17 protein-coding genes are annotated in these 16,577 nt (G+C 56.7%); 10 read left to right on the top strand and 7 right to left on the bottom strand.

The window, feature by feature from the left end; translation table 11 throughout:
- Nucleotides 1-30: 30 nt before the first annotated feature.
- The 7 genes from I9184_RS05150 (at nt 31) to I9184_RS05180 (ending at nt 7,148) form a co-directional block, all read left to right on the top strand.
- Nucleotides 31-1,071 (top strand): substrate-binding domain-containing protein, encoded by a 1,041-nt coding sequence (locus tag I9184_RS05150; protein ID WP_171632468.1) that lies wholly within the window; start codon nt 31-33, stop codon nt 1,069-1,071.
- Between the two features lie 92 nt (nt 1,072-1,163).
- Nucleotides 1,164-2,636 carry a phosphate ABC transporter permease subunit PstC gene (pstC, locus tag I9184_RS05155; protein WP_171632471.1) on the top strand — a complete coding sequence of 491 codons (1,473 nt, stop codon included), beginning with the start codon at nt 1,164-1,166 and terminating at the stop codon, nt 2,634-2,636.
- Nucleotides 2,633-3,964: a phosphate ABC transporter permease PstA gene (pstA, locus tag I9184_RS05160; RefSeq protein ID WP_209833140.1), complete on the top strand. Its 1,332-nt coding sequence runs from the start codon at nt 2,633-2,635 to the stop codon at nt 3,962-3,964. Before pstC ends, pstA begins: the two co-directional genes overlap by 4 nt.
- A gap of 12 nt (nt 3,965-3,976) precedes the next feature.
- Nucleotides 3,977-4,774, top strand: a complete 798-nt coding sequence (gene pstB, locus I9184_RS05165) for a phosphate ABC transporter ATP-binding protein PstB (RefSeq protein WP_152457980.1) — start codon at nt 3,977-3,979, stop codon at nt 4,772-4,774.
- A gap of 16 nt (nt 4,775-4,790) precedes the next feature.
- Entirely contained in the window at nt 4,791-5,492 is a 702-nt protein-coding gene (phoU, locus tag I9184_RS05170) for a phosphate signaling complex protein PhoU (protein WP_171632476.1), read from the top strand.
- Nucleotides 5,493-5,504: 12 nt separating this feature from the next.
- Nucleotides 5,505-6,194, top strand: coding sequence for a phosphate regulon transcriptional regulator PhoB (phoB, locus tag I9184_RS05175; protein WP_152457978.1), 690 nt, complete (start codon nt 5,505-5,507; stop codon nt 6,192-6,194).
- A gap of 186 nt (nt 6,195-6,380) precedes the next feature.
- Nucleotides 6,381-7,148, top strand: coding sequence for an SDR family oxidoreductase (locus I9184_RS05180; RefSeq protein ID WP_209833142.1), 768 nt, complete (start codon nt 6,381-6,383; stop codon nt 7,146-7,148).
- Here I9184_RS05180 and I9184_RS05185 read toward each other — a convergent pair.
- Nucleotides 7,124-8,014, bottom strand: coding sequence for an acyl-CoA thioesterase II (locus I9184_RS05185; protein ID WP_209833144.1), 891 nt, complete (start codon nt 8,012-8,014; stop codon nt 7,124-7,126). The genes I9184_RS05180 and I9184_RS05185 overlap by 25 nt on opposite strands.
- Before the next feature lie 51 nt (nt 8,015-8,065).
- Complete coding sequence (locus I9184_RS05190) at nt 8,066-9,298, bottom strand: serine hydrolase domain-containing protein (protein WP_209833146.1); 1,233 nt, start codon at nt 9,296-9,298, stop codon at nt 8,066-8,068.
- A gap of 198 nt (nt 9,299-9,496) precedes the next feature.
- Here I9184_RS05190 and I9184_RS05195 point away from each other — a divergent pair, with 198 nt between their 5' ends.
- Nucleotides 9,497-10,126 carry a 2-hydroxychromene-2-carboxylate isomerase gene (locus tag I9184_RS05195; RefSeq protein WP_209833148.1) on the top strand — a complete coding sequence of 210 codons (630 nt, stop codon included), beginning with the start codon at nt 9,497-9,499 and terminating at the stop codon, nt 10,124-10,126.
- 28 nt (nt 10,127-10,154) lie between these two features.
- Here I9184_RS05195 and I9184_RS05200 read toward each other — a convergent pair whose 3' ends face one another.
- Nucleotides 10,155-10,973, bottom strand: a complete 819-nt coding sequence (locus I9184_RS05200) for an SDR family NAD(P)-dependent oxidoreductase (protein WP_209833150.1) — start codon at nt 10,971-10,973, stop codon at nt 10,155-10,157.
- A 456-nt stretch (nt 10,974-11,429) separates the two neighbouring features.
- Here I9184_RS05200 and aroQ point away from each other — a divergent pair, with 456 nt between their 5' ends.
- Together aroQ and I9184_RS05210 are read left to right on the top strand one after the other, a co-directional pair.
- Nucleotides 11,430-11,879, top strand: a complete 450-nt coding sequence (gene aroQ, locus I9184_RS05205; protein ID WP_171632493.1) for a type II 3-dehydroquinate dehydratase — start codon at nt 11,430-11,432, stop codon at nt 11,877-11,879.
- Entirely contained in the window at nt 11,876-12,631 is a 756-nt protein-coding gene (locus tag I9184_RS05210) for an autoinducer binding domain-containing protein (RefSeq protein WP_171632496.1), read from the top strand. Before aroQ ends, I9184_RS05210 begins: the two co-directional genes overlap by 4 nt.
- Nucleotides 12,632-12,997: 366 nt before the next feature.
- On the opposite strand, the gene tsf is transcribed toward I9184_RS05210, so the two are convergent.
- The 4 genes from tsf to I9184_RS05230 form a co-directional block, all read right to left on the bottom strand.
- Nucleotides 12,998-13,873 carry a translation elongation factor Ts gene (gene tsf / locus I9184_RS05215; RefSeq protein ID WP_171723283.1) on the bottom strand — a complete coding sequence of 292 codons (876 nt, stop codon included), beginning with the start codon at nt 13,871-13,873 and terminating at the stop codon, nt 12,998-13,000.
- A gap of 77 nt (nt 13,874-13,950) precedes the next feature.
- On the bottom strand, nt 13,951-14,754 hold the full coding sequence (gene rpsB / locus I9184_RS05220; RefSeq protein ID WP_171723284.1) for a 30S ribosomal protein S2: 804 nt from the start codon (nt 14,752-14,754) through the stop codon (nt 13,951-13,953).
- Nucleotides 14,755-14,920: 166 nt separating this feature from the next.
- Nucleotides 14,921-15,775 (bottom strand): 1-acyl-sn-glycerol-3-phosphate acyltransferase, encoded by an 855-nt coding sequence (locus I9184_RS05225; protein ID WP_209833152.1) that lies wholly within the window; start codon nt 15,773-15,775, stop codon nt 14,921-14,923.
- Nucleotides 15,762-16,517: a GNAT family N-acyltransferase gene (locus tag I9184_RS05230; protein ID WP_171632503.1), complete on the bottom strand. Its 756-nt coding sequence runs from the start codon at nt 16,515-16,517 to the stop codon at nt 15,762-15,764. Before I9184_RS05230 ends, I9184_RS05225 begins: the two co-directional genes overlap by 14 nt.
- Nucleotides 16,518-16,577 lie beyond the last annotated feature (60 nt).

Consider the following 16,577-nt stretch of genomic DNA (forward strand, 5'->3'; position numbering starts at 1 on the left):
GATCAAGCACATCTTTTCAGGGAGACTGAAATGTCCTTTGTAAAACTGTCGGCATCTGCGCTGGCTATCGCTGCCGTCTCGGCGACCACTGCTGCGGCGCGTGACAATGTTCAGATCGCCGGTTCGTCGACCGTTCTGCCTTATGCCTCGATCGTAGCCGAACTGTTCGGTGAAAACACAGACTTTCCAACTCCGGTTGTTGAATCCGGCGGTTCGTCGGCTGGTCTGAAGCGGTTCTGCGAAGGCGTTGGCGAAAACACCATCGACGTTGCAAACGCATCCCGCGCGATCCGTGAAAAAGAGATCAAAGCCTGTGCCGAAAACGGTGTGACCGACATCATGGAAGTCCGCATCGGTTATGACGGCATCGTATTCGCAAGCCAGCAGACCGGGCCTGCCTTTACCGCGTTCGAACCGTCCGACATTTTCAACGCTCTGGGTGCAAAAGTTCTGAAAGACGGCCAGATCGTTGACAACCCGTACAACACCTGGGCCGAGTTCAACCCGGAACTGCCCGATGTTGAAATCGCAGGCTTCATCCCGGGCACCAAGCACGGCACCCGCGAAGTATTCGAAGAAAAAGTTCTGCTGATCGGCTGTGAAGAAACCGGCGCCATGGAAGCCATGATCGCGGGCGGTATGAGCGAGGACGACGCTGAAGACGCCTGTCTTGCGGTTCGCACCGACGGCAAATCGGTCGATATCGACGGTGACTACACCGAAACCCTGGCGCGTATCGACACCAACCCCAACGGTATCGGCGTGTTTGGTCTGGCGTTCTACGAGAACAACACCGACAAGTTGAAGGTTGCCACCATGTCGGGTGTCGCACCGTCGACCGAAACCATCTCGACCGGCGAATATCCGGTTTCTCGCCCGCTGTTCTTCTACGTGAAGAAAGCTCATATCGGCGTGATCCCGGGCCTGAAAGAATACGCGCAGTTCTTCACCCATGACGAAATCGCCGGTCCGTCGGGCCCGCTTGCCAACTATGGCCTGGTCGCCGATCCCGAACTGGCAAAAACTCAGGACGCGATCTCCAACGAAGTCACCATGGGTTCGGGCAGCTGAGCCTGACGTCAGTTTAACGCAAATAGGGGCGACGGATCAGTCGCCCCTTCACTGTCTTTTTACTACACGCAATCGAAGGCAATGGGGGTGTTATGCCGATACTTTGGCTCTTTCTGATCGTTTCGGCGATCGCGGCTGTCGGCTATCTGTTGGGACGCAAACGCGCGCTGCAAAACGCTGGTGGTGACAGTCGGAATCTGCATTCCCTGCCATCATTTTATGGTGCAAACGTTGCGCTGAAGACGCTTGTGCCGGCCTTCGGCCTCTTGATCGTGTGGCTGTTGGCGCAGCCTTTCTTTCTCAATGCGCAGGTGTCGGGCATGATATCCGACTCCGTGATAAAGGAAGGTTCCTCTCGCAGCCTGGTGATGGCCGAAGTACGCCGCACAGCCGCCGGGCTGGACAATGCGGTTGCGCAAGGAAACCTGACCGAGAACGCCGCCAGTGATGCCGATGCGAATGTCGCCGAGATCACCCAGCTTTTGAAGGACGCGGGGCAGGTGGTGACCTCGGACATCACTCAACCGGTATTGCGCGCTGCGCAGAGCTATCGCGCCATGAGCTCGACCGGGTATGCGATCATGTCCATTGCCGTTGTCGCGGTTGCCTTGATCGGTGCCGTAGCGGGCTGGTTGCAAACCAACGCCGAATACCGTGCGCGCAACGTTGTGGAACAGGGGGTTCGTGTCCTGCTTATGGCGGCCGCGTCGGTTGCCATTCTAACAACGGTGGGCATTGTCCTGTCTCTTGTGTTCAACACCTGGGAGTTCTTCAAACTATACCCGGCGTCAGATTTCTTTTTCGGCATGACCTGGGCGCCCAGCTTTTCGGGCCGCGGCGGGTTGTCCGAACTTGGTATCTTGCCGCTGCTGTGGGGGACGCTCTACATCTCTGTCGTGGCGTTGCTGGTTGCAGTGCCGATCGGGTTGTTTGCCGCGATCTATCTCAGCGAATACGCTTCGCCCCGCTTGCGCTCTGTCGCCAAGCCGCTGCTTGAGGTGCTGGCCGGTATTCCGACCATCGTTTACGGTCTCTTCGCTTTGTTGACCGTTGGTCCGCTGCTGTTGGATGTTTTTGGTGAAAATGGCCTGGGCTGGATGAAAGCCGGCACCGCCGTCATGACTGCGGGTCTGGTGATGGGGATCATGTTGATCCCGTTTGTCTCATCGCTGTCTGACGACATCATCAACGCCGTGCCGCAGGCAATGCGCGATGGTTCCTACGGTCTTGGCGCCACGCAATCGGAAACCATCCGTCAGGTCGTTCTGCCCGCCGCGTTGCCCGGTATCGTCGGCGCGATCCTTCTGGCGGCATCGCGCGCCATCGGCGAGACCATGATCGTGGTTCTCGGGGCAGGGGCCGCGGCCCGCCTCAGCCTGAACCCGTTCGAAGCCATGACAACCGTGACAGCCAAGATCGTCAGCCAGTTGACGGGGGACGCCGACTTTGCCTCGCCCGAGGCGCTGGTCGCCTTCGCACTTGGCATGACCCTTTTCATTCTAACCTTGGGGCTCAACGTGTGTGCCCTGTATATCGTGCGCAAGTATCGGGAGCAGTACGAATGACCGACACCAGTATGCAAAGCCCCCAATCCGGTCGCCATATGATCTCGCTTACGGCTCCGGATGAACGTACGACGAAACGTGCCAAAGCCGAGAAACGGTTCCGCGCTTATGGCATCGCCGCAATCGCAACCGGTCTGTTCTTTCTGGTTGTTCTGTTCGCTTCGATCCTGTCGCAGGGGATTCCGGCCTTCCAACGCACGGTCGTAAGCATTGAATTCACACTGACCGAACCGCAGCGGGACGAGGCCGAAGGGGCCCTGTTCAAGACAAAAGTCTATTCCGACTTGTTCGTCGCCCAGTTGAACAGTGAACTTGCTGAACGCGGAATCAGCGTTGATTTTGATGAGGCCGCGATCGAGCGTCTTTTGGGTAAAGTCGGCGGAACGATCCGGACCTTCTATACAGAAAACCCTGACAAGCTGGGCCAGCCGGTTCAATTCGATCTGGCAGCATCCAGCCGGGTGGACGGATACTTCAAAGGCCGCGTATCCCGCGACACGATACAAGACAGCCGGTTTCTGCAAAAAAGCGATCTTGATCTGGTCGATGCGCTGGAACAGGCCGGCATCATCAAGCAGGCATTCAACTGGCCCTTCATCACCGGAGCGGACGCAGGCGTGGACAACCCCGGCGGCGCAGGCATCGGTGTCTCGGTTGTGGGATCATTCTTCATGATGCTGGTCGTTCTGTGTCTGTCTCTGCCGATTGGCGTTGCAGCTTCGATCTATCTCGAAGAATTTGCGCCGCAGAACAAGTTGACCGACCTGATCGAAGTGAACATTTCGAACCTGGCCGCGGTTCCGTCCATCGTCTTCGGTATTCTGGGCCTGGCCGTTTTCATTCAGTTCATGCACCTGCCGCAATCGGCACCGCTGGTCGGCGGTCTGGTTCTGACCCTGATGACGCTTCCGACGATCATCATCTCGACCCGCGCGTCTTTGAAGGCCGTGCCTCCGTCGATCCGCGACGCGGCGCTTGGGGTAGGGGCGTCAAAAATGCAGGCGGTGTTTCACCACGTGCTGCCGCTGGCTGCGCCGGGCATTCTGACGGGTACCATCATCGGTCTGGCGCAAGCCTTGGGAGAAACCGCACCTCTTTTGCTGATCGGCATGGTTGGATTTGTCGCGCGCGGTTATCCTGACGGCTTTCTGGCAGGCTTTACCGAGCCGAATTCAGCCATGCCCGCCCAGATCTATACATGGGCCGCACGTGCTGACGTTGGCTTTTACGAGAAGGCGTGGGGTGGGATCATCATACTTTTGATGTTCCTGCTGACCATGAATATCATCGCAATCATCATGCGCCGCCGCTTTGAACGCCGCTGGTAAATGGGGGCTGGAATGAACGACATGACACGAGTGGAGAGAACCGTGGACTCCAAAGACATCAAGATCAACGCCAAGAACGTACAGGTTTTCTACGGTGAAACCCACGCCATCAAGGACGTGAGCGTTGAGATCGAAGACAAGACCGTCACGGCCTTCATAGGGCCATCTGGTTGTGGCAAGTCCACCTTCCTGCGCTGCCTGAACCGGATGAACGATACCATCGATATCTGCCGCGTCGAGGGCGACATCCTGCTGGATGGTGAAGACATCTATGACAAGCGTGTCGATCCGGTCCAGTTGCGCGCCAAGGTCGGGATGGTGTTCCAAAAACCCAACCCGTTCCCGAAATCGATCTATGACAACGTGGCCTACGGCCCGCGCATTCACGGCATGGCCCGCAACAAGGCGGAACTGGATGAAATCGTGGAAAAATCCTTGCGCCGCGGCGCGATCTGGGATGAGGTCAAGGATCGTCTGGATGCACCTGGAACCGGCCTGTCCGGCGGCCAGCAGCAGCGTTTGTGCATCGCCCGGGCCGTCGCCACCGAACCCGAAGTTCTGTTGATGGACGAGCCGTGTTCGGCCCTTGATCCGATTGCGACCGCACAGGTCGAAGAGTTGATCGACGAACTGAGGTCGCGGTTTTCCGTTGTGATCGTCACCCACTCGATGCAGCAGGCGGCACGGGTCAGTCAGAAAACGGCCTTTTTCCACTTGGGCAACCTGGTTGAATTCGGTGAAACCGGGCAGATTTTTACCAATCCGATAGATCCGCGCACGGAAAGCTACATTACCGGCCGCATCGGCTAAGCACAGGTATCTGACAATGAGCGAACAACATATTGCAACTGCTTTTGATCGCGACCTCGAGGCGATCCAAGCGCATATCATGAAGATGGGCGGGCTGGTCGAGGCCGCCATCATAGGCGCGGCCCGCTCGCTGGAAACCCGCGATGAAGAGTTGGCGCAAGAGGTGCGAAAAGGCGACAAAGCCATCGACGCGCTTGAAGAACTGATCAACGAAGAAACGGCCAGGTTGATTGCGCTGCGTGCACCCACCGCCGGTGACTTGCGGCTGATCCTGTCGGTTCTGAAGGTATCCGGCAACCTTGAGCGTATTGGCGACTATGCCAAGAATATCGCCAAACGAACCACGGTTCTGGTCAATGCCAGCGAGATCAACGGAAGCGCTGCGGCCCTGCGCCGTATGGCACGCGAGGTCGAACGGATGCTGCGTGATGCACTGGATGCCTATATCCAGCGCGATGCGGAACTGGCCACAGACGTCATCAACCGTGATGAAGAGGTTGACCAGATGTATAACGGGCTGTTCCGGGAGTTTCTGACGTTCATGGCCGAAGACCCACGCAATATCTCGGCCTGCATGCACCTGCATTTCATTGCCAAGAACATCGAACGCATGGGCGATCACGTAACCTCGATCGCCGAACAGGTCGTGTATCTGGTCACCGGCGACCGCCCGGCCGAAGCCCGGCCCAAGGCTGACAACACGTCGCAAACCGTGTAGGAGACGAGTGAGATGTCCGCAGATCAACCTACCGTTCTGGTTGTAGAGGATGAAATGGCCCAGCGTGAAGTCTTGGCCTACAACCTTGAAGCTGAAGGGTTTCGGGTTTCAAAGGCTGGCAACGGCGAAGAAGCCATGCTGTTGGTAGACGAAGACTGTCCGGACATCATTGTTCTGGACTGGATGATGCCCAATCTGAGCGGTATCGAGGTCTGCCGACGCCTGAAAAGCCGCCCGGACACGCGTTCAATCCCGATTATCATGTTGTCGGCCCGGACCGAGGAAGTCGACAAAGTTCGCGGTCTCGAAACCGGCGCGGATGATTACGTGGTCAAGCCATATTCCGTGGTCGAGCTGATGGCGCGCGTTCGCACGCAATTGCGCCGCGTCCGTCCTTCGACCGTTGGTTTGCGCCTGGAATTCGATGACATCATTCTTGACTCCGAGACGCACAAGGTTAGCCGGGACAACAAACCCCTAAAACTTGGGCCGACCGAGTTCCGGCTTCTCAGCACATTCATGGAGAAGCCGGGCAGGGTCTGGAGCCGCGAGCAATTGCTGGACCGGGTTTGGGGTCGCGACATCTATGTCGATACGCGAACCGTTGATGTGCATATCGGGCGATTGCGCAAAGCTCTGACGCAATATGGCGGGACCGACCCAGTACGAACCGTCCGCGGCGCTGGATACGCCTTGGGGTAACCACATCCTGCGCGCATGACGCCAAAATCGTTTGAATTTTGGCAGGAGCCGTATTTGTGGGTCGCGCGCACCGTGGCGGCATTAGATATCGCATAATCGGTATTATGGTAATTAGTAGCTCCTTGTAACTTGGCCGCAAAGTGAACACTCTGCCCAGAACACGCAATACTAGTTTTGGAACGCGCCATGGAGCTCAGAGATAAAACTGTCATCGTGACCGGTGCCGCAGATGGCATTGGCCGGGGTTTGGCGGAACGTTTTGCTCAGGAAGGTGCGCGCGTCATCTGTTCGGATATTGACGAGGCCGGAGCCCGTGAAGTCGCAACCCAAACTGGCGGCGTTACCTTCACATGTGACGTTTCGGATGAGGAACAGATCAAAGCGTTGATTGATTCCACCGAAGATACTGTTGGCCCAATTGATCTGTTCTGTGCAAATGCCGGAATCCTGACGCTTGGCGGTCTGGATGTTCCCAATGATCAATGGGAAAAAATTTGGAAAATCAACGTGATGTCCCACGTGTGGACCGCGCGCCATTTGGTGCCTCGTATGATCGGTCGCGGCGGCGGATATATTCTGACGACGGCCTCTGCGGCAGGTTTGCTAAACCAACCCGGTGCGGCGCCCTACGGTGTCACGAAACACGCGGCGGTCGGATTTGCCGAGTGGCTGTCGCTGACATATGGCGCCAAAGGTCTGCGGGTTTCGGTTCTTTGTCCTCAGGCGGTTCGGTCGAAAATGACTGAAGGACATGAGGTCTCAGTAGCATCGATCGACGGAGTGCTGGAACCCGAAGACGTCGCTGAAACCTGCGTACAAGCCATCCGGGAAGAACGATTTCTGGTTCTTCCGCATCCGCAGGTGTTGGATTACCTGCAACTCAAAGCGGCCGACTACGATCGCTGGCTGGGCGGAATGCGAAAGTTGAATCAACACTTTACGCCGGATACTTGACGTTTTCTCTGAACCTTCCTCATAAGACCTTCCTGAGCTACCGACGCGACCAGGGTTCCGTCTTCTGAATAGATCGATCCGCGATTAAAGCTGCGTCCCTGCCCCGTCCACGGAGAATCCATCACATACAGATGCCAGTTTTGAAATTTCACAGGTGCATGAAACCACAAAGCATGGTCCAGACTGGCGCCGTTGAACTCTCCGGAAAACCAGCTTAGCCCGTGCGGTCGCAAACCTGACGACATCAGGTTCATATCAGACGCATAGGCCAAAAGCAGGTGTTGAGTTTTTGCGTCCGCAGACGCGGCAGCCGCCATGCGAAACCAGGTTTTGTTGCGGTCATCCGACACTTCGGGGTTGAACGGATCCAGATGGTCCACCTCGCGGACTTCGATCGGGCGTTCACGCAGAAGCTCACCGCGAAAACCTTCGGGCACGCGATCCACATATGCGTGTCGAAGCTCGGATCGCGATGGGTACGTCTGCGGAGGATTCACGGTTGGCATCGGATGCTGATGATCCCAACCTTCATCCTGAACGTGAAAGGAAGCTGACATGTTCAGGATCTGCTTTCCATTTTGAATGGCGACAACGCGACGGGTTGTGAACGACCCGCCGTCACGCGCCCTATCCACCTGATAAATAACAGGTTTATCTGGATCCCCGGGGCGGATAAAATAGGCGTGCAGGGAATGGCACAACCGTTCTTCCACGGTTTTGTATGCTGCGGCAAGGGCCTGCGCGATGACCTGACCGCCGAAAATTCGGGTCGGTGTTTCTCCACCCGATCCTGTGCCGCGGAAAAGATCGACTTCAAGCCGTTCGATATCCAGAAGGTCCAATAAGATGCGTTCCGCTTCGGTCATTGTCTGCTCATGGGCTAATTGATCGAAACCCGGGTATCAGCCTAAGCAATATCATTCAATCATGGCGGCGTGCACCAAGGCCTTGAGTTCAGCCCGGGATGGATAGGAACTGGACGGCGACAATTGCGTGAAGAACACAGCCGTCAGATCGTTCTGCCAGTCGATCCAGAAATAGGTCGAGGCCATGCCACCCCAGCTGAAATCACCGACGGACCCTGGCACGCGCACCCGACCCGGGTTGAGGACAATCGACCCTGCAAGGCCAAATCCCATGCCTTCCATGGGCTGTTCCGCAAAGCTCTTTGGTCCCATCGAAGCGATATCACCCGGCAAGTGGTTGCGCATCATGAAGTCCACCGTTTTCGGGCCAAACAGTTGATGCCCGTTGCCGGACCCGCGATTGCGAAGCATGTCAACGAACTTGACATAGTCATCGATTGTGGAAACCAGCCCACCGCCGCCCGAGAACGTTGTCGCATTCGCGAATGGAGAGGTTTCGTGGGCATCCACCAGCCGCAAGGTATCGCCTCCTTGATCCGCGGAATTCAACGCCATCGCGTCGCCAGCCAGCGGCGTATAAAGCGAGGCGAACCGGTCCCCTGCCCCGGCCGGCACGGAAAACCCGGTTTCGCGCATCTCGAGGGGCGCCAGGATTTCCTGCCGGAAGAATTGTTCCAAGGTCTGTCCCGAGACGACCTCGACAACGCGCCCAAGCACATCGATTCCAACCGAATACTCCCACCGTGTTCCGGGCTGGAAAGCCAAGGGTAACTCTGCCAGTTCACGTACGCGATCTTTCAGAAGGCCCTGATTTGGTTTGAAAATAAGGTCCTTTTCATCCATCGCCTCCGGTAGTATCCCGGGATTGAACGGATAGCTGAAACCGCCAGTATGGGTCAGCAACTGATGAAGGGTCGGGCTTGCCGCGTCCTCGGTTTGATCCAGCTTGTCCGCGCCGGGTACCAGAGCCTGCATCTGTTTGAACTCGGGAAGGAAATCCGACAGCGGCGCGTCGAGGTGAAACAGCCCACGTTCCGCCAGCATCATCAAGGCAACAGACGTGACGGGTTTGGTCATCGAGTAGATGCGTACCAGCGCGTCGCGTTGGAACGGCAAGTCCTGTTCAAGATTTCGCAGGCCGCTGGAGTGGAAAAAGACCTCATCCCCCTTGTGCTTCAGCAAAAAGGACGAGCCCGCGTATTTGCGCTGCTCAACATAGCGGTCCATCCAGATGCGAATCCGGTTCAGGCGCGTTTCATCGAACATGACTTGTTTTCGAAGCATTTTTTGAGTTCCACCAGAAGTTGACTAATATCGAGCATACGCAGGGCCTGAAACAACCGCATAACCCGGGCTGAAATGAATGGTTATACAAGCACAGCCAAGAGGCACGCCTTAAATTCAAGTGATACAGTGAAACCGATACAGATTCGCTTGTAAATTGTTGGACGGCGACGTGCCGTATTGGCCGGGAGGAATAGCATGACGCAAAGCATAGATTTCGTTTACGATTTTTGCAGCCCAAATGCCTTTCTGGCCCACAAGATGCTGCCAGAGCTGGCCGCGCGGCATAATGCCAAGATCACGTATTCCCCCGTCCTTCTGCCTGTTGTTTTCAAGGCAACGCATAACCAAAGCCCGTTTCAGGCGTTTTCCGAAAACCGCCAGAAAACCGCCTATCTTACCCACGACTTGCATCGGTTCGCGCGGCGTCGCGGGCTGAGCTTTCACATGAGCCCGCATTTTCCGATCAATACGAAATTTGCGATGCGCGGCGCCCGGCTCGCCAGCGGTAAATCATGGGAAATCAAGTACATAAACGCCATATTTGATGCCATATGGGTGCATGGGCAAAAGGCGGATGAGCTGGCCGTTCTGATTGACATTCTACACGAAAACGAACTGCCGGTTCGCAAGTTGCGCGAGGCCATGACAAGCCCTGAAATCAAACAGGACCTGAAGGATCAGACCAAATCGTTCGTGCGCCGCGGCGTTTTTGGCGTTCCCAGCCTGTTTTACGGCTCTGAAATGTTCTTTGGCAAGAACAGCTTGCCGAACCTGGAAATTGAGCTGTCGAAAAACAAGAAACGAAACAAATCCAACACGTTGTGAGCAGGAGCGGCTTTGACCGCAGCGCGACTCAGAAGGCTTCGGCGAAGATATTGCCCGATGTTACAACGTTGATCCCACCAGAAACCGGGATAATCGAACCGGTTACATAACTGCCCCCTCGTCCGCACAGAAACAGCACGCACCCCGCTATATCTTCGTCACAGCCGACGCGCCCAAGCGGCACTGACTTGCCGACCTTTTCACGCTTGTCCTCATCCGCCGTAGCAAAGGCTGTCATCCGCGATACGAACGGCCCCGGAGCCAGCGCGTTGACCGTTACGTGGTAGGGCGACAGTTCCTTGGCCATGATTTTTGTCAGATGCAGTACCGCAGCCTTGGAGGCTGAATAGCTATAGGCGCCATCCCCCATGGGAACCTCTCCCATCACGGACCCGACGTTCACGACCCTGGCCGGATCGTCTGCGGTTCCGGATTGCATCAACATCGGCAGCAGCCTCTGGGTAAGCTCGAATACCCCGGCCACGTTGACCGACATCACCTTGTCCCACGCGTCATACGGAAACTGGCCCATGGGTGCTCCCCAGGTCACGCCAGAATTATTCATAAGAATATCAATCCTTTCCGTCCGGTCCTGAATGTCCGAAACCAGTTTGGCTATACTTGCCTCGCTGCCGATGTCTCCGGCAAACCCTTCGGCACTTCCCGGTGCCTCCAGTGCATTCAGATCGGCGGCGGCCGCGACACACGCGTCCCCGTTCCGAGAAGCGATCAACACGCGCGCGCCGGCCCTGACCAACGCCTCTGAGGCCATCCGACCGATACCCGTGGCGCCTCCGGTAACCAATGCGGTTTTGCCGGGCAGCGAGAAAAGGGTATCGGGGGTCATTGTCGTGTTCCTCTGCTAAATCTGATTTCGGTTGCATTCCGACCAGATTCAAAACCTTGTTGTCTTTACAGCAATTAGCCGTCCGCTGCGTTGGCGCGAAACCGGGTTGCACCAAAATTCCACATGACAATCTTCAATCGCATCAGACACGGTTTGCAAGGATTACTCAGCGTCGCAAAGGGCCGGCCGATAAGCCCGGATAGTTTCAATGTTCGGATACTGAAACCGACGACAATGCGCCCGAAAACCTGTTTTCCCGCTAACGAAAAGCGGATGTAGATGTGCGGCCCAAGTCCAAACGGACGCGCGGCGTCGTCATGTCGAAGGACTGAACTTGGTTTACTCTTCCATCTCAAGGTCTGTTTTCAGGGCAACTGTCTGTATTCAATCCACCAAAGTCAGGTAGACAACCCGGCCTTTTCGCGTCTATGAACCAAGTATGGGGATCGTGAAAACATGCATAACGTTTTGGTATTGAATGGCCCAAACCTCAATCTGCTTGGCACACGGCAGCCCGAGGTTTACGGCAGCACGACACTACATATGATCGAGGACCGTTGCGTTCAGCATGGCGCCTCCATTGGGCTGGACGTCACCCACCTGCAATCCAATCACGAAGGTGTGCTGCTTGACGCCATTCACGCGGCCCGCGGTGTTCAAAGCGGGCTGATACTGAACGCAGGCGCGTTCACGCATACGTCGATTGCCCTCATGGATGCGATTGCATCGGTGGAACTGCCGGTTGTCGAAGTGCATCTTTCCAACATTCATGCCCGGGAAGCCTTTCGGCACAGGTCCTACATAGCCCCTGTCGCACTGGGTCAGATCTGTGGCTTCGGTGCCCACAGCTATATTCTCGCGCTGGACGCGCTCGCGGCCCATCTGAAGGCGGGCAGCGCGACATGAAGCTCAAGGAATATCTTCGCTTTGTCAGCTACGCCAAAACCCTGGAAGACCTGTGGGATGCACATTGCCGCCAAATGGCCGAGTTCGGATTTACCCGCCTGATCTATGGGTACACGCAATTCCGGACGGCCACGTCCTTGGGTGACCCGGAAGATTTCGTAATCCTGACGAACCACAAACGGGCTTATGTGGACGGGTTCATCAAGGATGGTCTGTATTTTCACGCTCCGATGTTGAAGTGGGCCTTGGACAACGAAGGCGCCGCCAGCTGGAAAATGTTGCAGGACATGAGCTCGGGCGGAACGATGACCGCGAAGGAGCGCGAAGTTTTCGAGTTCAACAAATCCATGGGCGTGGTTTCCGGCTATACCGTAAGCTTCAACTCGGTTTCCATGCGCTCGAAGGGGGCGATTTCCCTGTCGGCCAATGATGGGCTGAGCCAGGAAGATGTGGATGCGGTCTGGGAAGAGCACGGCGACGACATTCTGCTTATGAACAATGTCGCCCACCTGAAAATCCTGACATTGCCGTTTCTTCCGCCGAACCGGGCACTTACCAAACGCCAACGCGAAGCTTTGCAGTGGGTTGGTGACGGGAAAACCACTCAGGATATCGCGCTGTTGATGGGACTGACATCTGCAACGGTAGAGAAGCACCTGCGACTCGCGCGTGAGGCGCTTTCGGTCGAAACGACGGCACAAGCGGTTCTCAAGGCGTCACTGCACAACCAGATGTTCATTATGGAAGCATAACCGCAATATTTTGACGCTATCCCGCGTCAGTTTACCCTAGGTAAGGAAATCACTACTTTTCAAACTAATCGTAAAAGTTGCAAAGTGAGAGTGTTCCGTGAGTGGTGGCTTTAGCCAGGGAACATTGGATTGGATCTTTGCAATAACAAAGCTCTCCGATCACTCTGACAAGGGGGCGCTTATTTGTCCGCGTACCGGTGTCGGAATTTTGGGGGGCCTCGACCATCCCCATCATGCGGGGCCCTCCAATCCTTCTCTACTTATGGAAGTATGCTTTTTGCCGGTGGCAGAAAAAAAGGGTTACGCAGTGCGTAACCCTTTAGATTTGTTGGGAAAGGCCGTTGCCGGTACTTTCCCTGTAACGTTTTAGCCTTGCGCGGCTTTGGCGACTTCAGCAGCGAAATCTTCTTTTTCAACCACGATACCTTCGCCAACTTCCAGACGGATGAAGCCGGTGATGGTTGCGCCGGCTTCCTTGGCCGCTGCTTCGACGGTCAGGTCAGGGTTCACGACAAACTGCTGGTTCAGCAGAGTCGATTCCGCGACGAACTTCTTCATACGGCCTTCGATCATCTTTTCGATCACTTGCTCCGGCTTGCCGGATTCGCGGGCGATGTCCATCTGGACCTGCTTTTCTTTTTCGACAATTGCCGGGTCCATGTCTGCTTCGGACAGGGCCGCCGGGTTCACAGCGGCGATGTGCATTGCAACCTGCTTGCCGATCGCTTCGTCGCCACCGGTCAGGGCAACCAGAACGCCGATTTTGCCCATGCCGTTGGTGGCTGCGTTGTGGACGTAGGACACAACAGTGTCGCCCGACAGTTTGGCCATGCGGCGTACCGACATGTTCTCGCCGATGGTGGCGATCTTGTCGGTCAGGGTGTCGGCAACGGATTTGCCACCCAGATCAGCAGCCAGCAGCGCGTCAACATCTGCAACGCCTTCTGCGGCAAATGCGATCTTGCCAACCATTTCCTGGAACTCGGCGTTTTTCGCAACGAAGTCGGTTTCCGAGTTCACTTCGACAGCAACACCGTTGCCACCGTTGACGTGGACTGCAACCAGACCTTCTGCTGCGGTACGGCCCGATTTCTTGGCCGCTTTGGCCAGACCTTTGGTGCGCAGCCAGTCAACGGCTTCGTCCATGTTGCCGCCGGTTTCGGTCAGCGCTTTTTTTGCGTCCATCATGCCTGCGCCGGTCGAGTCGCGCAGTTCTTTAACCATTGCTGCTGTGATTGCCATCTTTAGGCTCTCCTCAATTCAAACGGAATTGGGGCAGGTCATACCCTGCCCCATATGTCATTTACGTGACGGGCAGCTTACGCTTCGGCTTTGGCTTCCGGTGCGGCTTCTGCTTCGGCGGGCGCTTCTTCTGCAACGACTTCTTCAACCGGTGCTTCTTCGAATGCGCCAAGGTCAACGCCTGCCGCACCCATCTGAGCGGTCATGCCGTCCAGAGCGGCACGTGCGGCCAGATCACAGTACAGCGCGATGGCGCGGGCTGCGTCATCGTTGCCGGGGATGATGTAGTCAACGCCGTCGGGCGAGCAGTTGGTGTCAACCACAGCCACAACCGGGATACCCAGCTTGTTGGCTTCGGCGATGGCCAGTGCTTCTTTCTTGACGTCGATAACGAACAGCAGGTCAGGAACGCCGCCCATCTCGCGGATACCGCCCAGCGAAGCCTGCAGCTTGGCCTGGTCACGCTCCATGCCCAGACGCTCTTTCTTGGTCAGGCCTTCGGCGCCCGATTCCATCGCTTCGTCGATCTGGTTCAGACGGTTGATCGACTGGGAAACGGTTTTCCAGTTGGTCAGCGTGCCGCCCAGCCAGCGGTGGTTCATGTAGTACTGAGCCGACTTTTCAGCCGCTTCCGCGATCGGGCCAGCAGCCTGACGCTTGGTGCCAACGAACAGAACGCGGCCGCCTTTGGCAACGGTGTCACGAACGGCCTGCAGCGCCTGGTCCAGCATCGGAACGGTCTGGGTCAGGTCCATGATGTGGATGCCATTGCGCGAGCCGTAGATGAACGGGCCCATGCGGGGATTCCAACGCTGTGTCTGGTGACCGAAGTGTACGCCAGCTTCCAGCAGCTGACGCATGGTGAACTCGGGAAGAGCCATGCTATGTTTTCCTTTTCCGGTTTTCGCCTCGGCGGGGGTGAAAGAAGCGAATGCTCCAACCGGCGGGCCAGATAGGGATGTCTCCCCTACAAGGCCCAAACCCCGCCTGCGGGTTTGAATGGCGCGCGTATACGGCAGGTTTGAAGGCAGCGCAAGGGTCAAACCCTTATTTTTCAAGCCGCGCCAATGCATGCGCGTGGCGCACTGCTGCCTCGCAATGGGCCGCCAGTTCCTTGCGGTTGGCGAAATCCCTGACCCGGGCGGGTGCGTGATAGATCAGTTCGACAGACCCCTGCCTGCGAGCGCCCAATGTCTTGAGCAGATGGGGCGCGAAATCCATATCACCCCACCAGCCATAGAACCGGTCAGGCTGACCTTTCGGCGCGTGAAACACCACCGAGACCGGTTGAACATACATGAAATCCCGCAGCTCGTCCGCGAAGAAAGCGGCAAAGAGCGTTGTTTTAAATGGCAAAACACGCAATCCGTCGGTCGAGGTGCCCTCGGGAAAAAACAACAGCTTATGTCCGGCCTTCAGACGTTCTTCGAAGATCGCCGTCTGCTCGCGGGCCTTTTTGCGATCCCTCTCGATGAATACGGTCCCGGTGGCCCGTGCCAACCATCCGATACCCGGCCAGTTCGCAACTTCTGCCTTGGACACGAAGTAGACCCTTTTGCGGGCGTTCAAGGCAAAGATATCCAGCCAGGATGTGTGATTGGCGACAACGGCACCGTGTTCCTTCATCAAAGCGCCCGAGCAACGAAATCCGATTCCCAGGATTCGGAACGCGTTTCGGCACACGAACTGGCTGATGAACGGTGTGACGGGGCGACGAACACCACAAAGTGGCAACTCGATCAGTCGAATGGCCAATAAAACTATCAGCCCACCGAACACAAGGATGGCCAAGGGCAAGCCCCTCAGGATCACCAGAATCCAGCCGACAAAACCCAGTTCGATCGGATCCGGCGCATCCTCACTGTTCCAAAGCGGATCATTCACCGGATCAAGCTCCGCCATAGATGCGCTTCTGCCGCTCGTTCATACGGCTCGTATCCAGGATCAAGCACACATCGGTGGTGTTGAAGGAATGATCGATGAACGCCCCCTCACCCACAAACCCGCCAAGCCTCAGATAGGCTTTGATCAGGGCTGGAACCTGCACCATGGCACGGCGACGATCCAGCGCGTCCGGTGCGACAATATCCATGGTCTGAAACACGCTCGGCTGGGCGCGCACCCGCAGGTCTGGCGGCGCCAGATGATTGTGATGCAGCATCGACAGCGGCTGGGCCAGTTCCTGAACATCCGTGCCGTGAAAGCTGGCGACGCCGAACAGAACTTCGATCTGGCGTTCGGCCACATAGCGAGAGAGACCATTCCAGAGATGATACATGGCCGTACCGCCCCGGTAGTCCCTGTGCAGGCACGACCGGCCCAGTTCCAGCAACTTGCGGCCACTTTGCTTGAGAATGCTCAGATCGTATTCGTCTTCGGAATAAAACTGCCCCAACTCAGCGGCGCGATCCCCCGGTAACAGCCTGTAAACGCCGACAACTTCTCCGGTCGCATCATCACGGGCCAGCATGTGATCGAAATAGGGATCAAACCGGTCCCGTTCCAGCCCGGCCACATGATCGACCAGCGCCCCTCCTCCGCCGAGTTCGCGCACAAATACGTCATAACGCAACCGCTGCGCTGCGCGCAGTTCGTCCTGGGTTTCCGCCAGTTTGATCGTGAACGAGGGGCCAGCGTCCGGCATGTCAGACTAATCAATCCTGTTTTATCAACGCGGCTGATACCTCAGTTCTTCGGGGGAAGG

This window comes from Ruegeria sp. HKCCE3926 (assembly GCF_017872515.1).
Taxonomy (GTDB): Bacteria; Pseudomonadota; Alphaproteobacteria; order Rhodobacterales; family Rhodobacteraceae; genus Ruegeria.

Excerpts from the sequence above, each read along its gene's own strand:
- I9184_RS05150 (WP_171632468.1), top strand. The coding sequence starts at position 31 with ATGTCCTTTGTAAAACTGTCGGCATCTGCGCTGGCTATCGCTGCCGTC.
- pstC (WP_171632471.1), top strand. The coding sequence starts at position 1,164 with ATGCCGATACTTTGGCTCTTTCTGATCGTTTCGGCGATCGCGGCTGTC.
- pstA (WP_209833140.1), top strand. The coding sequence starts at position 2,633 with ATGACCGACACCAGTATGCAAAGCCCCCAATCCGGTCGCCATATGATC.
- pstB (WP_152457980.1), top strand. The coding sequence starts at position 3,977 with ATGAACGACATGACACGAGTGGAGAGAACCGTGGACTCCAAAGACATC.
- phoU (WP_171632476.1), top strand. The coding sequence starts at position 4,791 with ATGAGCGAACAACATATTGCAACTGCTTTTGATCGCGACCTCGAGGCG.
- phoB (WP_152457978.1), top strand. The coding sequence starts at position 5,505 with ATGTCCGCAGATCAACCTACCGTTCTGGTTGTAGAGGATGAAATGGCC.
- I9184_RS05180 (WP_209833142.1), top strand. The coding sequence starts at position 6,381 with ATGGAGCTCAGAGATAAAACTGTCATCGTGACCGGTGCCGCAGATGGC.
- I9184_RS05185 (WP_209833144.1), bottom strand. The coding sequence starts at position 8,014 with ATGACCGAAGCGGAACGCATCTTATTGGACCTTCTGGATATCGAACGG.
- I9184_RS05190 (WP_209833146.1), bottom strand. The coding sequence starts at position 9,298 with ATGCTTCGAAAACAAGTCATGTTCGATGAAACGCGCCTGAACCGGATT.
- I9184_RS05195 (WP_209833148.1), top strand. The coding sequence starts at position 9,497 with ATGACGCAAAGCATAGATTTCGTTTACGATTTTTGCAGCCCAAATGCC.
- I9184_RS05200 (WP_209833150.1), bottom strand. The coding sequence starts at position 10,973 with ATGACCCCCGATACCCTTTTCTCGCTGCCCGGCAAAACCGCATTGGTT.
- aroQ (WP_171632493.1), top strand. The coding sequence starts at position 11,430 with ATGCATAACGTTTTGGTATTGAATGGCCCAAACCTCAATCTGCTTGGC.
- I9184_RS05210 (WP_171632496.1), top strand. The coding sequence starts at position 11,876 with ATGAAGCTCAAGGAATATCTTCGCTTTGTCAGCTACGCCAAAACCCTG.
- tsf (WP_171723283.1), bottom strand. The coding sequence starts at position 13,873 with ATGGCAATCACAGCAGCAATGGTTAAAGAACTGCGCGACTCGACCGGC.
- rpsB (WP_171723284.1), bottom strand. The coding sequence starts at position 14,754 with ATGGCTCTTCCCGAGTTCACCATGCGTCAGCTGCTGGAAGCTGGCGTA.
- I9184_RS05225 (WP_209833152.1), bottom strand. The coding sequence starts at position 15,775 with ATGGCGGAGCTTGATCCGGTGAATGATCCGCTTTGGAACAGTGAGGAT.
- I9184_RS05230 (WP_171632503.1), bottom strand. The coding sequence starts at position 16,517 with ATGCCGGACGCTGGCCCCTCGTTCACGATCAAACTGGCGGAAACCCAG.